Origin of the sequence: Myxosarcina sp. GI1, assembly GCF_000756305.1 — a bacterium.
Lineage (GTDB): Bacteria > Cyanobacteriota > Cyanobacteriia > Cyanobacteriales > Xenococcaceae > Myxosarcina.
In genome coordinates, this window is sequence record NZ_JRFE01000050.1 from 85,432 (window position 1) to 100,702 (window position 15,271).

Consider the following 15,271-nt stretch of genomic DNA (forward strand, 5'->3'; position numbering starts at 1 on the left):
CTTCAATCATTCCCCAAGGCATCTTTGAGTACGGTACGTGCTGCTAAATGATTGCGAGTCGAACTTAAAATTTCTTGTTCGCGTTGTAAGCGTTTTAGGGTATCCTGCATTTCTAATAAAGACTGCTGTTCTGAAGCTACGCCGTAGAGATTACTTGCTACCCAGTATGATAGTTCTGTAGGCAAACTAGGTAAATCGTCGGGAAGTTCGATTTTTTGATTGGTCAGTTTGGCAGACAGCCGAACCACATCCCGTAACAGTTCTTCGACTTCTTTGGCTATCGGTCTTAAATCTTCACTGGGAGAGCAGTCTTCAATCCACTCTACCAATCCCACTCGATAGGGCTTTTCGCGCACGTATTCTAAGACTCTAAATCGCTGTTGACCGAGGGTTAACATTTTCATGCGATCGTCTGGCAATCTTTGAAAATGCAAAATTTCCGCACAGCAGCCATAGTTAGCGATTTTTCCCGTAGCAGGATCGATCGCCAAAACCCCAAAACGGCGGTCATTTTCTAAAATCGTGTTCATCATGATGCGATAACGAAATTCAAAAATGTGTAGCGGTAGGGGGCGAGTGGGAAATAAAACTACTTCCGGGAGGGGAAATAGAGGTAGTTCTCTTACGGCGATCGAAGAAGATGTCATCTGAGCTTGTAGCTAACTTAAGCGTATTGTTTCTTGTTTAACTTTAACTAATTTTTGCTTGAGAAGACAGGTTAAAATCACCCTTAAAATTGTTTTTAACAGGCGAAAGGTAAAACAGTTACTAACATAATTAAATATAAATTAAAACAAATTGTAAGATCCTGTTTCACTATTTTCCGTTTAATTATGAATTACAGCTTCACTTCGATATCGACTCCTGCAGGCAAATCTAGTTTCATTAAGGCATCAATAGTTTTTGATGAAGGCTGGTAAATATCGATAATGCGTCGATGAGTGCGCGTTTCAAAATGTTCGCGAGAATCTTTATCTACGTGAGGAGAACGCAAGACGCAGTAAATTCTTCTTTTAGTTGGCAGGGGAATAGGACCAATTGCCGTAGCGTTGGTACGATTAGCAGTATCGACAATTTTTTCACAGGATGTGTCGAGTAAGCGGCGATCGAAAGCTTTGAGACGAATGCGTATTTTTTGTTGTTGAATCGTTGCCATTATTTAATCTTTAATTTTCGAGGTACAAGTTTTAAAAAAAGCAGAATTCTTGCAGCAGACTTAGACTACATTTTTAAGCTTGTAGTTAAGTCTGCTGTTAAGGTTGTAATGATGTACTGCCTCAATCGCTATTTTACGATCTTGGCGACAACTCCAGCACCAATAGTACGACCACCTTCACGAATGGCAAAACGCATTCCTTGTTCGATCGCAATTGGGCTGATTAGTTCTACAGTCATTTTAATACGGTCGCCAGGCATAACCATTTCTACCGCGCTACCGTCATCAGCAGTATAATCTTTGATTGTGCCAGTTACATCTGTAGTACGAACATAGAATTGAGGACGATAATTTTTAAAGAAAGGAGTATGACGACCGCCTTCTTCTTTAGTCAGTACGTATACTTCACCTTCAAACTGAGTGTGAGGAGTAATCGAACCTGGTTTGGCTAGAACCATTCCGCGCTCGATATCTTCTTTTTGAACACCGCGTAGTAGAACGCCGACATTATCTCCTGCCATACCTTCGTCGAGAGTTTTTTGGAACATCTCTACGCCAGTTACTGTAGTGCTACGAGTATCTCTAATGCCCACAATTTCAATAGTTTCACCAACCTTAACCTTACCCCGTTCGATCCGTCCTGTAGCAACCGTACCACGACCAGTAATCGAGAACACGTCTTCTACTGCCATTAAGAAAGGTTTATCGATTTCACGTTCGGGAGTAGGAATATACTCATCCACGTTGTCCATTAAGGCATAAATTTTATCTACCCACTCATCATCCCCCTGAGCAATATTAGGGTTAGAAGTAAGGGCTTCTACCGCTTTGAGAGCAGAACCTGCCACGATTGGAATATCATCTCCAGGAAATTCGTATTCACTTAATAGTTCGCGGATTTCCAGTTCGACTAGTTCGAGCAGTTCTTCATCATCTACTTGGTCTTCTTTATTCATAAATACGACCAAGCTAGGAACTCCTACTTGTTTTGCTAGCAGAATATGTTCGCGAGTTTGAGGCATCGGACCGTCAGCCGCCGACACTACCAAAATTCCACCGTCCATTTGCGCCGCACCAGTAATCATATTTTTTACATAGTCGGCGTGTCCGGGACAGTCTACGTGAGCGTAGTGGCGGTTTTCGGTTTCATATTCTACATGAGCCGTATTGATGGTAATACCCCGTGCTTTTTCTTCGGGAGCGGCATCAATGTCTTCATATTTTCTAGCTGTAGCTTTACCTGAGGCTGCCAGAGTTAAAGTAATTGCGGCTGTTAAAGTAGTTTTACCGTGGTCTACGTGACCGATAGTACCAATATTAGCGTGATCTTTATTCCGTTCAAACTTTGCGCGTGCCATGAATTTTATTTGTTCCTTATTCTATATTATGCGTTCCCTTTATGTTTAGCGATAATTACCTCAGCGACGTTGCGAGGCACTTCATCGTAGTTGCTGAACTCCATCGAAAAGATACCGCGACCTTGGGTTTTGGAGCGGATATCAGTAGCATAGCCAAACATTTCTGCTAAAGGTACTTTTGCAGATACTTTAGCTAAACCTTCTTCGGAGTTCATTCCCTCAATATTGCCTCGGCGAGAATTAAGGTCGCCCATCACATCTCCCAAGAAATCTTCGGGAACTTCGACTTCAACCTGCATCATTGGCTCTAGCAATACTGGAGCCGCTTTGTTTACAGCAGCCTTAATTGCCATCGAGCCTGCAAATTTAAAAGCCATTTCATTAGAGTCTACATCGTGGTAAGAACCATCAACTAGAGTAACTCTGATATCTATCAAAGGATAACCCGATAAGATACCAGATTCGCAAGTTTGTTTGACTCCTTCCTCTACAGCAGGAATATATTCTTTAGGAATAATTCCACCGACAATTTTGGAGACAAACTCGAAGCCAGTACCTGGTTCTCCAGGTTCGACTTCAATAACCGCATGACCGTATTGACCTTTACCGCCACTCTGTTTGATATATTTCCCTTCTGCTTGGCTCTCTCTGCGAATAGTTTCGCGATAAGCCACCTGGGGTTTACCTACAGTAGCCTCAACGTTAAACTCTCTCAACATTCGATCTACTAAAATTTCTAGATGGAGCTCGCCCATTCCCGCAATTACGGTTTGATTGGTTTCGGGGTTGGTGCTGACGCGAAAAGTGGGATCTTCATCCGACAGTGCTTGTAGAGCTTTAGATAATTTTTCAAAGTCGCTTTTGGTTTGAGGCTCTACAGCTACAGAGATTACAGGTTCGGGTATGAACAGAGATTCAAGGATTATCGGATTGCTTTCATCGCACAAGGTGTCTCCTGTAGTAGATTGTTTCAACCCTACTGCCGCACCCAAGTCTCCTGCTCTCAACTCATCTACTTCAATCCGCTCGTTGGATTTTAAAACAACTAGGCGAGCAACGCGCTCTTTTTGTTCTTTAGTAGAGTTATAGACATAGCTACCTTTTTCCAGAACGCCAGAATACACTCTCATAAAAGTCAAACGACCAAATTTATCAGAGGCAATTTTGAATGCCAGTGCTGCAAAAGGTTCTTCGTCATCAGAATGTCTGACAGCCTCACCACCGTCTGGCAATAGCCCTTTAATTGCAGGTACTTCTGTAGGAGCGGGTAAATAGTCTACTACTGCATCCAAAAGTAACTGAACGCCTTTGTTTTTAAAAGCAGAACCGCAGAGCATCGGTACTATCGAACCAGCGATCGCTCCTTGACGCAAAGCGGCTTTAATTTCTGCCTCTTCAAATTCTTCCTCCATCATAAATTTTTCGAGAAGTTTTTCGTCAGTTTCAGCGATCGCCTCTATTAACTTGCCACGATATTCTTTGGCTTTGGGCAGCAACTGTTTTGGAATTTCTGTATCTTCGATGTTTTTGCCGAGATCGTCGCGATAGATCTTAGCTCTCATCCGCACCAAATCTATAATTCCTTCAAATTCTGCCTCACTACCAATAGGTATCTGAATCGCGATCGCATTAGCTCTCAGACGCTCTCTTATCTGTTCGTGCACTTTGAAAAAGTTGGCTCCAGTACGATCCATTTTGTTGACAAAGGCAATTCGCGGTACGTTATAACGATTTGCTTGCCGCCAAACTGTTTCGGATTGAGGCTGTACGCCTCCTACAGAGCAAAAAACCGCAATTACGCCATCTAACACTCGCATTGAGCGTTCTACTTCGATGGTAAAGTCAACGTGACCTGGAGTATCGATAATGTTTATTTTATGGTCATTCCAACTGGTACTTATGGCAGCCGCAGTAATGGTAATGCCCCGTTCTTTCTCTTGCTCCATCCAGTCCGTAATTGCAGCTCCATCATGAACCTCGCCCATTTTATGGGCGATGCCAGTGTAGAACAGTATTCGTTCGGTTGTTGTTGTTTTGCCCGCGTCAATATGTGCCGCGATGCCTATATTACGTACTTTTTTAAGCGGTATAGTACGTGCCACAAATGCCTCCTTGCCGCTGGCAAGATTTATTGTTAATTGTGTTTGTTAAAAATTATTGGGTTTATCTACAATTTTATACTTTTCCTAATGTTTCTTTTCTAAGTACTCTAGCAAGAGGCGATCGCTCTCGAGAATAAAACCTAATAGCGATAGTGGGCGAAGGCTTTATTTGCTTCTGCCATGCGATGAGTTTCATCTCTCTTTTTCATCGCTCCCCCAGTTTCGTTAGCGGCATCCATAATTTCGTTAGCCAACTTACTTGCCATTGTTCTACCTCCCCTGGAGCGAGAAAATTGAATCAGCCAGCGTAAAGCCAATGTGGTACCCCTACCCTGTCTTACCTCCATTGGAACTTGATAAGTTGCTCCACCAACACGACGAGCCTTTACTTCTACTAGAGGAGTGAGATTCTTAATTGCTTGCTCGAATACTTCTAAAGGTTCATTACCAGTTCTTTCTCCAATCATCTGCATTGCATCGTAAATAATGTTAGCAGCTAGAGATTTTTTGCCGCTACGCATGATGCGTCTAATAGTCATACTAACCAAACGACTATTATACACTGGATCTGGGGGAACAATACGTTTTTTTCTAACCGAACGTCGAGACATTAGTTTATCTTACGAAAATATAAATTACAGTTTCAATTTGTTTACAGATACAAATAATATACCTTTGCCGAAAAACGCTCTGAGTTTCCTCAATTTTACTTTATGCTATTGGCACTAATTGAGGTAAGTTTTAGCCGTGTTTCACTGCTAAATAATAGTCGACCGAGCGGAAAAAGGGACATCTCTTAACCATTTAACTATATGAATATAAATAAAATATAGTTACTACAGATGAGAATGCCTGCGTTTTTAAATCATCCGTTGGGGAAATTCAAACAGTATCCCGTTTACTTGGGACGCTTGGCACCATATTTGGAACGACCCTGCTTCCTATCTTTTACTCCCGTCGTATCTAAGGTACCTCTTACGATGTGATATCGTACACCTGGCAAATCTTTTACCCGACCACCACGAATTAAAACTACAGAGTGCTCCTGTAGATTGTGTCCGATACCTGGAATATATGCTGTAACTTCAAATCCCGAAGTCAAACGAACTCTAGCAACTTTTCTAAGTGCCGAGTTGGGTTTTTTGGGTGTAGTCGTATAAACTCTAGTGCAAACACCACGCCGTTGAGGACACTCTTTGAGAGCGGGAGATTTAGTTTTCTTTTTTGATTTAGAGCGTTCGCTACGAATTAGCTGCTGTATGGTGGGCATAAGCTGTGTAATCTTTACGGTAAAATCTTCATTAACTTAAAATTGAAAGCCAAAAATAATAGCAGACAAATTCTGATTATAAACACTATAATCTTGCTATGTCAAATTAAATTAATATTTGCTGTAGCAGCTTTACTATTCTACTGTAAATGACAAACCACAGTCACAATTCTCAATCGCCAGAGAATTTTGAAACCGAAACCCACCACCCATCAAATCTTCTGAATAGTCTAACTTTAAGTCCTGTAGATAAGCATCGGATCGAGCATCGACAATAAAACTTATTGCGCCTACTTCGTATATACGCTCTTCTGAAGCTGGAGCGGACAGGGACTTTGTTTGCGGATTTTCTAACTTTAAAACATAAAATAAGCCAGAGCAACCTCCTGTTTTGACTTGCAGTCTGACTAAGCTGTCTGGCTGTTGGCGACTCGCTCTAATTCTCTCAATTTCTTTAGCGGCACTTTGGCTAATATAGATTGCCATCGATTTTTCTTATTTCTATCTATCTCCGAATTAATGCTACAGTAAAACCTCGATATAAAAGACCGAGTATGAAGCTCTATAGAGCAGATTTTTACCTGGTTTATTTACATAATTTTGAGTTTACCGACGAGAGTAATCGTCTTGAAAACGAATAATATCGTCTTCTCCTAAATATTGACCGTTTTGAACTTCAATTAAAACCAAATCGATCACCCCAGGATTTTCCAGTCGATGAGAAGTACATTGAGGTACATAAGTAGACTGATTGCTGCTGAGAATTTTTTCTTCACCGCCACAAACTACTCTTGCAGTACCCGAAACTACTATCCAGTGTTCGCTGCGATGGTGGTGCATTTGTAGACTCAAACGATGTCCTGGTTTGACTTCTATACGTTTGATTTTATAACCTTGACCTTCCTCCAAGGTAGTAAAAGAACCCCAAGGACGAATTTCGGTAGCTGTAATTCCTACTTGAGGTAAAGATTCGGGAATTGCCAACTCATGTTCTTTAGCTGTAGTTTTGGTAGATTGAGACATAAAATTTTCGCTAACAAGCGTATACTAGGTTTACTCGTTATTCTTTTTATGATTGTAGTTCTATGTTTATGTTTATTTGTCATAGATGTTACCTACGATCCAATCCAAAATAACAAATAATTTTTAAAGTGATAAGGGTAAAAGCGGTCTAATTTAGCGAATTATATACAAATTCGTTAAATTTATAGTAAAGTAAATACCTAATTCTGTAGTAATTTTATATTATTTTAAAACTTTAGGCTCGAATCGAAGACGAGTGTTTTGTTATTTTGTATATTTTTATACCAAACAAACTAGCAAGTGTTCGCTAACCTTTAATATTAAGAGCGTAGTGTCAAGATTGTTAAGTGCTTTACGATCTACGATTAGATAAAGCTTTATTGTGGTCATAGATTGCTAGATTGTCGCAATCGCCAACGATAGTGCGGGTATTTTGCTATTCATTATGACTCGTTGCTTCAATGAGCTTCTAGGGCGAACGGTTTTCTATCAAGACAGCAGCAAAACCACACGCTAATTAATGTATGGCGCATGGAAATGCTGGGCAAAATACGGCAAAGATGACGTTCACTTCGTAAAACCTTAAGTTTTTTTTACAATCATAAACGCGCTACTGTCTTGCTGTAAGTCTTGATTAGTTATCAGAACAATTCAGTTCTAGCCTTGCTGACAGTTATATAACCAACAACTTTGTGTATGTATATTAAAAGTTTTTTTATGTTATGTGCGACTAAAGCAAGCGATCGCTCTCAACGACTATAAATTGTGAGTTTTTATAAAATTATAATTTTCACTATGCAAGACGACGAAAAAAGCATTTTAAAATACTTTATCTTCTATTTTTGAATCCTGTCTTAAAAGTTATTTAATAAATTAATTACATTTAGTTAGAGTGAGCAAGAAATGAACCAAAAAATCAATAAAAATCAAGAAGAGTATACCGCTCGACCATTTAACGGTCAACGGTGGCTAGTAGAGGAAAGAGATGCTTGTGGAGTAGGATTTATTGCTTACCAAGATGGTAGAAGTAGTCATAAGCTAGTCGAACAAGCATTGAGTGCTTTAGGTTGTATGGAGCATCGCGGTGGCTGTAGTGCCGATGGTGATTCGGGAGATGGTTCTGGAGTAATGACTAGTTTACCCGACAAAATATTTGCCAGCTGGTTTGCAGAGCATGACATAGAAATGCCGCCAGCAGAAGCCTGGGGGGTGGGAATGGTTTTTTTACCCCAGGAACCCGAACTAGCTTCAGAATGTAAAACATTTATCGAACAAGCCGTTAGGAAAGAAAATTTAGAAATTTCAGGCTGGCGGCAGGTACCGATAAATCCTGATGTTTTGGGGGAACAAGCTAAAGACAATCAACCTCAAATCGAACAAATCATTGTCACTTCACCAGACAATCTGTCGGGAGACGAACTAGACCGCAAGCTATATATAGCTAGATCCCAAGTCGGCAAAGAACTATCCGATACTTTTTATATTTGCTCCTTCTCTTGTCGCACAATTGTCTATAAAGGCATGGTGCGGGCAGCAGTATTAGGTAATTTTTATCGAGATTTAACTAATCCCGATTACGAAAGTATTTTTGCCGTCTATCACCGCCGCTTTAGTACCAATACTATGCCTAAGTGGCCCTTTGCCCAACCGATGCGCCTGCTGGGTCACAACGGCGAAATCAATACTTTGCTTGGCAACATCAATTGGATGGCAACCAGAGAAAAAGAACTAGTAGATGGTTTTACCGAAGACTTGTTACCTGGTTGGCAGCAAGAAGAAATTGAGGCGTTAACTCCAATCGTCAATAATGACAATAGCGACTCTTACAATCTCGATAGCGCGATGGAGTTGCTAGTGCGTACAGGACGGAGTATACCAGAAGCAACAATGATTTTGGTACCTGAAGCCTATCAAAATCAGCCGTCTTTGCAAGAATATCCCGATATTGTAGATTTTTACGAATATCATAGTGGTTTACAAGAACCTTGGGATGGACCCGCGCTCTTGGTTTATAGCGATGGCAAAACTGTTGGTGCGACATTAGACCGTAACGGGTTGCGTCCCGCTCGCTACAGCATTACTAAAGATGGTTATGTAATCGTAGCTTCAGAAACGGGGGTTGTCGATTTACCCGAAGCCGAAATCATTGAAAAAGGTAGATTGGGTCCGGGGCAGACAATTGTTGTCGATTTACAAACCAATGAAGTATTGCGTAACTGGGAAATTAAACAGCGAATAGCCCAAACCAAACCTTATGGAAAGTGGGTAAAACAATATCGTCAGTCAATTGAAAAGCAAGAATTTGGCAACGAAAACCTACTGAATCCTGAAGATTTGCTCAAACAGCAAACTGCTTTTGGCTATACTGCCGAAGACGTAGAAATGATCGTCGAGTCGATGGCGATTAATGGTAAAGAGCCGACTTTCTGTATGGGTGATGATATCCCTTTGGCGGTACTGTCAGACAAACCTCGCCTATTATACGATTACTTCAAACAGAGATTTGCTCAAGTAACGAATCCCCCAATCGATCCTTTGAGAGAAAGTTTGGTAATGTCTCTGTCAATGCAGTTAGGCTCGAAGGGCAATTTACTTAATCTCAAGCCAGAAGATGCGAGATTGTTGAAACTAGATTCGCCTATCTTAAATGATGAAGAATTAGCCGCAATTACGGCATCTGAATTTCCCAATCGAACACTTTCTACCCTATATCCCATAGCTACGGGTCCTGCTGGATTGGAAACTGCGGTAAATAATTTATGCGATGCAGCAGCAGCAGCAGTAAAAGCTGGCACTGAAATTATCGTGTTGAGCGATCGCCCTGCCGAACATAAAATTGGCGAAGAATATAGCTATATCCCACCGCTATTAGCTGTAGGAGCGGTTCATCAGCATTTAATTAAAGAAGGTTTGCGCTTGAGAGTTTCTTTAGTCGCGGATACGGCGCAATGTTGGAGTACCCATCACTTTGCTTGTTTGGTAGGCTACGGAGCTTCGGCTATTTGTCCTTATCTAACTTTGGAAACTGTCAGGCAGTGGTGGAGCGATCCTAAAACCCAGAAGTTGATGAAAAATGAGCGATTGGAGACAATTACCCAAGCTCAAGCACAGTATAACTATCGTAAGGCGATCGAGGCGGGATTGTTAAAAATTCTCTCCAAAATGGGGATTTCTTTACTTTCTTCCTATCACGGAGCGCAAATTTTTGAGGCTTTAGGATTGGGAGTAGATTTGGTTAACTTAGCATTTGCTGGGACTACCTCGCGTTTGGGTGGTTTGACTCTTACCGAACTCGCACAGGAAGTAGTAGCTTTTCACGCGCGGGCTTTTCCTGAATTTCAGGGTAAAAAGCTAGAAAACTACGGCTTTATTAAATACAAAAAAGGCGGAGAATATCATATAAATTCTCCTGAAATGGCAAAAGCCTTACACAAAGCGGTAGAGAGCAAACAATACGACCATTACGAAGTTTACAAACAGCATTTGCAGCAGCGTCCCGCTACCGCTTTACGCGACTTACTAGATTTAAAGAGCGATCGCGATTCAATTCCTTTAGAACAAGTAGAGTCGGTAGAAAGCATCGTTCAGCGTTTCTGTACTGGGGCAATGTCTTTAGGCTCTCTATCGCGCGAAGCTCATGAAACTTTGGCTATAGCGATGAATCGTATTGGCGGTAAATCCAATTCGGGAGAAGGAGGAGAAGATTCGATTCGCTTTAAAGTCCTCGATGACGTTGAAGACGGTAAGTCACCTACCTTACCCCATCTAAATGGTTTGAGAAACGGCGACACTGCTAGTTCGGCAGTCAAACAGGTAGCATCAGGTCGCTTTGGCGTAACTCCAGAATATTTGATCGCTGCCAAACAGCTAGAAATTAAGATGGCTCAGGGGGCAAAACCAGGAGAAGGCGGACAGTTACCAGGGAAGAAAGTTAGTCCGTATATCGCTACTCTAAGACGTTCCAAACCAGGGGTCACTTTAATTTCTCCCCCACCCCACCATGATATTTACTCTATTGAAGATTTAGCGCAATTAATTTTTGACCTGCATCAAATCAATCCTTTAGCAGGAGTATCGGTTAAACTAGTTGCTGAAATCGGCATTGGCACAATCGCTGCTGGCGTAGCTAAAGCCAACGCCGACGTAATTATGATTTCGGGTCATGAAGGGGGTACGGGAGCATCTCCCCTCAGTTCGATCAAGCACGCAGGGGTAGCCTGGGAATTGGGAGTGACCGAAGTACATCGCGTACTATTAGGTAATCAGTTGCGCGATCGCGTCATTTTACGTGCTGACGGTGGTTTGAGAACGGGCTGGGATGTAGTAATGGCGGCACTAATGGGAGCCGAAGAATACGGCTTTGGTTCGGTGTCGATGATTGCCGAAGGCTGTATTATGGCACGAGTCTGTCATCTAAATACCTGTCCTGTAGGCGTTGCCACCCAGCAAGAAAAACTCAGAAAACGCTTTAGCGGTATTCCCGACCATGTAGTCAACTTCTTCTATTTTGTTGCTGAAGAAGTGCGATCGCTGCTAGCTAAACTGGGTTATCGCAATCTTGCCGACATTATCGGACGCACCGACTTATTAACTCAGCGTGAAGATCTCAAACTAACCAAAACTAACAGCTTGAATTTAGACTGCTTGCTCAATCTGCCCGATGTTAGAGAAGACCGCAGTTGGCTGGAACACGAAGCAGTTCATAGTAACGGTGCGGTTCTTGATGATGAATTACTGGCAGATTCAGAAATTACCGAGGCGATCGCTAATAGCGGCAAAGTTACTAAAGAAGTAAAAATTGTCAATACCGATCGCAGCGTTGGCGGACGTATTGCAGGGACGATCGCTTCTAAATATGGCAACACTGGCTTTAGCGGCGAAATAAACCTTAATTTTCACGGTTATGCAGGACAGAGCTTTGGTGCCTTTAATCTTCCTGGCATGAATTTAACTCTGCGTGGCGAAGCCAATGACTATGTAGGCAAAGGAATGCACGGTGGCGAAATTGTGATTACCCCTCCTGAAGCTGCCGCTTATGATGCCGCAGCTAACGTCATTGTTGGTAACACCTGTATTTATGGTGCTACTGGTGGCATTCTTTACGTCAACGGTAGAGCGGGAGAAAGATTTGCCGTCCGTAACTCCTTTGGTAAAGCGGTCATTGAAGGTGCTGGCGATCACTGCTGCGAATATATGACTGGTGGCGCGATTGTAGTTTTAGGTGTTGCGGGTCGTAACGTCGGTGCGGGAATGACTGGCGGCTTGGGCTACTTTTTAGATGAAGACGGTTCCTTTCCTGCTAAAGTCAATCCTGAAATTGTCAGCATTCAAAGAGTTTCATCTCCTGTAGGGGAAAAACAGCTTAAAGAAATGATTGTCAATCACGTAGCTAAAACTGGTAGTTCTAAAGGTCAGAAGATTTTAGACAATTGGGATACTTATCTCGGTCAATTCTGGCAGGTAGTACCGCCCTCAGAAGCTGAGAGTCCCGAAGTTAAGGCTGATGTAGTTATGGAAGAAGCAGAACAACCTCTTACTTCCGTGTAGACAATAGTTTGAATTAAATGTTTAAGACTGGTAAATAGCTGCCAGTCTTTTTTTATTTGTTAACTAATACACAATCAATTGAATTTTCTGCGCTAAAACTTATGTCAAAAATTCATAACCTTGTCGATTAAAATGTACGCCATCTTCAGCTTTGAGAAATTTGGAGTAGTCTGAGTGCGATCGCATTAAAGACCAGAGTGCGCCTCTAGTATTATCTCTTATCACACCAGAGTTAATAACGATCCAACCAGGCAAAACTTACTTGAATCTGGAAGTAAGTTTCAAGGTTACATCAGGGTCTTTTTCTTTAGCAGTAATGCTCCCAGACAAATTAGCTTAGGCATAGGCGTAAATTTGGCAAATTCAACGCTCAGTCGAGCTTAAAGAAATTTTTTTTAAAAACGTTATAAAATTGCCGATCGCCATTACTCTATATACATATATTATTTTTACAGCGGTTCTTGACAAAATAAAGTTCTATATTTTCTTTTGTTAAAGCTCGGATGGCGAACGTTTTTTACTACTATTTCTCTAATTGCCAAACCGTTAGACAAATACTCGTTTACTAAAAAATATATATAGCTTGTAGCTTATGACTAATTTATCACCTCAGCCACCAGAGAATAACGAGCCTCAAAGAAGACCAGTCGTTACTTTTGACGAAATGGTTGGGATTATTGTCGCTTTTACCACTGTTGGTGCGATATTATTCTGGTCTTTGGGTAATAAAATTGGCTCGAAGACTTTTTCACAGTCAAATAATAATTTTTTATCTTTAGGCGAAGATCGCGGCGAAGGGGAAAGAATAAGTACCGATACTGGTTTCAATCGAATATTGACTTCAGAAGATTCAGAGCCTTTGCAAAGAAGTTCTAAATATTTAAATCGCCAGTCAACAACTGGTACTATTACATCTCCCTCTAACGAGTCGAACCGTGAAACTATTTTTGCTCGACCCCAGGCAAATAATTTTCGGTTGGATTCCCGTTCCAGGTTGACACCTACACCTTTGACTTTAGATAGTTTGATCGAGAATCCCGAAGTAGTCGAATCGCCTCAAATCGGCTCGCCACCAGTATTAACTACTCCCGAAACGGAAACCCCAGATATAGAAACACCCGATACACCAGAGACTCCCAAAACACCCATAGCAGAGTCACCAGAAGCAGAAACACCCGATACAGCAGGGACTCCCAAAACGGTTTTCAAAGATGTTTCTCAAGATTATTGGGCTTATCCTTTTGTTGCCACCTTAGCAGAGCAAGGATTGATAACTGGTTCGTCAGAAAATCTTTTCGAGCCAAACAAACTAATTACTAGAGCTAGTATGGCTACTATGGTTAGTATGGCTTTTAACCGACCTGAAAATCAGGCATCAAAAAGCTTTACCGATATTACAGACCAAAACGCGATCGCCACTGATATTAATAAAACGGTCGGTATGGGGTTTATGAAAGGATACTCCGATAGTGAGTTTCGTCCCTTAGAGAACATCCCTCGCTATCAAGTTTTAGTTGCTTTGGCTACTGGTTTGGGACTGACACCATCTCAAGAACCTCAAGCAATTCTACAACAGTTTAACGATCGCGATGGGATTCCCGACTGGGCGACAGAACAAGTAGCAGCAGCGACAGAAGCAGGTTTACTGGTAAATCGTCCTGATTTTGCTAATAATGCTCTCAATCCCAATCAACCTGCTACTCGTGCTGAAGTAGCGGCGATGATTTACCAAGCTTTAGTTCAGACGGGTAAAGTCGAGGCAATTGACTCCGAACATATCGTCAACCCATCCAATCAATAGATTATTAATTTATAAATAACTATAGAGGCGCGATTGCTGCAATCGCGCTTTTTAAGTTTTGATTTAAAAAGACATATCGCATTACGTATATAAATTAGTACTTGCTACTTTTAACTTTTAACTTTTAACTTTTAACTTTTGACTTTTAACTTTTGCTATATATGTCAATTCCTTCTATTCAATGGTATCCAGGTCATATTGCCAAAGCCGAACGACAGCTAAAAGAACAACTCAAGCGCGTCGATGTGGTTCTGGAAATATTGGATGCGCGAATTCCCCTGGCTTCCCATCACCCCCAGATCGACGAATGGATCGGTGACAAACCTAAAGTTTTAGTATTAAACCGCGTAGATATGATTCCCGAAGCGGTAAAGCATAACTGGCTGAAGTGGTATCAGTCGCAACAACTGCAACCTTATTTTACCAATGCCAAACAAGGTAAAGGCATCAAAGCCGTTAAGAGTGCCGCTCAAACTGCAGGAAAAACTATGAACCAAAGAAGGCGCAATCGCGGTATGCGTCCCCGTCCTGTAAGAGCGGTAGTTATTGGCTTTCCCAACGTGGGCAAATCAGCTTTAATTAACCGTTTGGTAGGTAAAAAAGTTGTAGCTAGCGAACGCCGTGCGGGGGTAACTCGTCAGTTACGCTGGGTAAGAATCTCTGATGAGATCGAACTATTGGATGCCCCTGGTGTAATTCCCTGGAAGTTAGACCATCAAGAAGATGCCGTAAAATTGGCGATTTGCGAAGATATCGGTCAAGCCTCTTACGACAACCAGTTAATTGCTGCGGCAGCAGTTGAGTTTTTAGTAGAGTTAGATTTTGGCAACATATTAGAATCGCGCTACCATCTCGATCCCCACAGTGTGACGGGAGAGGCTTATATATATCAACTGGGCGATCGCCTGTATCAAGGAGATCGAGAAAGAGTCGCTCGGCAAATACTGTATGATTTTCGTACGGGCAATATGGGCGCAATTCCTTTAGAACTTCCGCCATTGTCGAACTAACCTT

General features: G+C 41.8%; 12 protein-coding genes. 3 read left to right on the forward strand and 9 right to left on the reverse strand.

The window, feature by feature from the left end:
• Positions 1 to 2 precede the first annotated feature (2 nt).
• From KV40_RS26760 to KV40_RS26795, 8 genes are all read right to left on the reverse strand, one after another.
• Positions 3 to 647 carry an LON peptidase substrate-binding domain-containing protein gene (locus KV40_RS26760; RefSeq protein ID WP_036487644.1) on the reverse strand — a complete coding sequence of 215 codons (645 nt, stop codon included), beginning with the start codon at positions 645 to 647 and terminating at the stop codon, positions 3 to 5.
• 191 nt (positions 648 to 838) lie between these two features.
• On the reverse strand, positions 839 to 1,156 hold the full coding sequence (gene rpsJ, locus KV40_RS26765) for a 30S ribosomal protein S10 (protein WP_018399487.1): 318 nt from the start codon (positions 1,154 to 1,156) through the stop codon (positions 839 to 841).
• A 128-nt stretch (positions 1,157 to 1,284) separates the two neighbouring features.
• Positions 1,285 to 2,514, reverse strand: coding sequence for an elongation factor Tu (gene tuf, locus KV40_RS26770; RefSeq protein WP_036487650.1), 1,230 nt, complete (start codon positions 2,512 to 2,514; stop codon positions 1,285 to 1,287).
• A 26-nt stretch (positions 2,515 to 2,540) separates the two neighbouring features.
• On the reverse strand, positions 2,541 to 4,616 hold the full coding sequence (gene fusA / locus KV40_RS26775; protein WP_036487652.1) for an elongation factor G: 2,076 nt from the start codon (positions 4,614 to 4,616) through the stop codon (positions 2,541 to 2,543).
• Between the two features lie 140 nt (positions 4,617 to 4,756).
• Positions 4,757 to 5,227: a 30S ribosomal protein S7 gene (gene rpsG, locus KV40_RS26780; protein WP_036487654.1), complete on the reverse strand. Its 471-nt coding sequence runs from the start codon at positions 5,225 to 5,227 to the stop codon at positions 4,757 to 4,759.
• A 287-nt stretch (positions 5,228 to 5,514) separates the two neighbouring features.
• Positions 5,515 to 5,886, reverse strand: a complete 372-nt coding sequence (rpsL, locus tag KV40_RS26785) for a 30S ribosomal protein S12 (protein WP_036487656.1) — start codon at positions 5,884 to 5,886, stop codon at positions 5,515 to 5,517.
• Between the two features lie 135 nt (positions 5,887 to 6,021).
• Positions 6,022 to 6,372 carry an iron-sulfur cluster assembly accessory protein gene (locus KV40_RS26790; protein ID WP_036487657.1) on the reverse strand — a complete coding sequence of 117 codons (351 nt, stop codon included), beginning with the start codon at positions 6,370 to 6,372 and terminating at the stop codon, positions 6,022 to 6,024.
• A gap of 120 nt (positions 6,373 to 6,492) precedes the next feature.
• Positions 6,493 to 6,909, reverse strand: coding sequence for a cupin domain-containing protein (locus KV40_RS26795; protein WP_036487660.1), 417 nt, complete (start codon positions 6,907 to 6,909; stop codon positions 6,493 to 6,495).
• A 903-nt stretch (positions 6,910 to 7,812) separates the two neighbouring features.
• Here KV40_RS26795 and gltB point away from each other — a divergent pair.
• Entirely contained in the window at positions 7,813 to 12,456 is a 4,644-nt protein-coding gene (gene gltB, locus KV40_RS26800) for a glutamate synthase large subunit (protein WP_052055996.1), read from the forward strand.
• A gap of 99 nt (positions 12,457 to 12,555) precedes the next feature.
• On the opposite strand, the gene KV40_RS35355 is transcribed toward gltB, so the two are convergent.
• A complete protein-coding gene (locus KV40_RS35355; RefSeq protein WP_156114202.1) occupies positions 12,556 to 12,711 on the reverse strand; it encodes a hypothetical protein in 156 nt (51 codons plus the stop codon).
• Positions 12,712 to 13,048: 337 nt separating this feature from the next.
• Here KV40_RS35355 and KV40_RS26805 point away from each other — a divergent pair, with 337 nt between their 5' ends.
• Positions 13,049 to 14,257, forward strand: a complete 1,209-nt coding sequence (locus KV40_RS26805; RefSeq protein WP_036487662.1) for an S-layer homology domain-containing protein — start codon at positions 13,049 to 13,051, stop codon at positions 14,255 to 14,257.
• A 161-nt stretch (positions 14,258 to 14,418) separates the two neighbouring features.
• Entirely contained in the window at positions 14,419 to 15,267 is an 849-nt protein-coding gene (gene ylqF, locus KV40_RS26810; protein ID WP_172657353.1) for a ribosome biogenesis GTPase YlqF, read from the forward strand.
• Positions 15,268 to 15,271 lie beyond the last annotated feature (4 nt).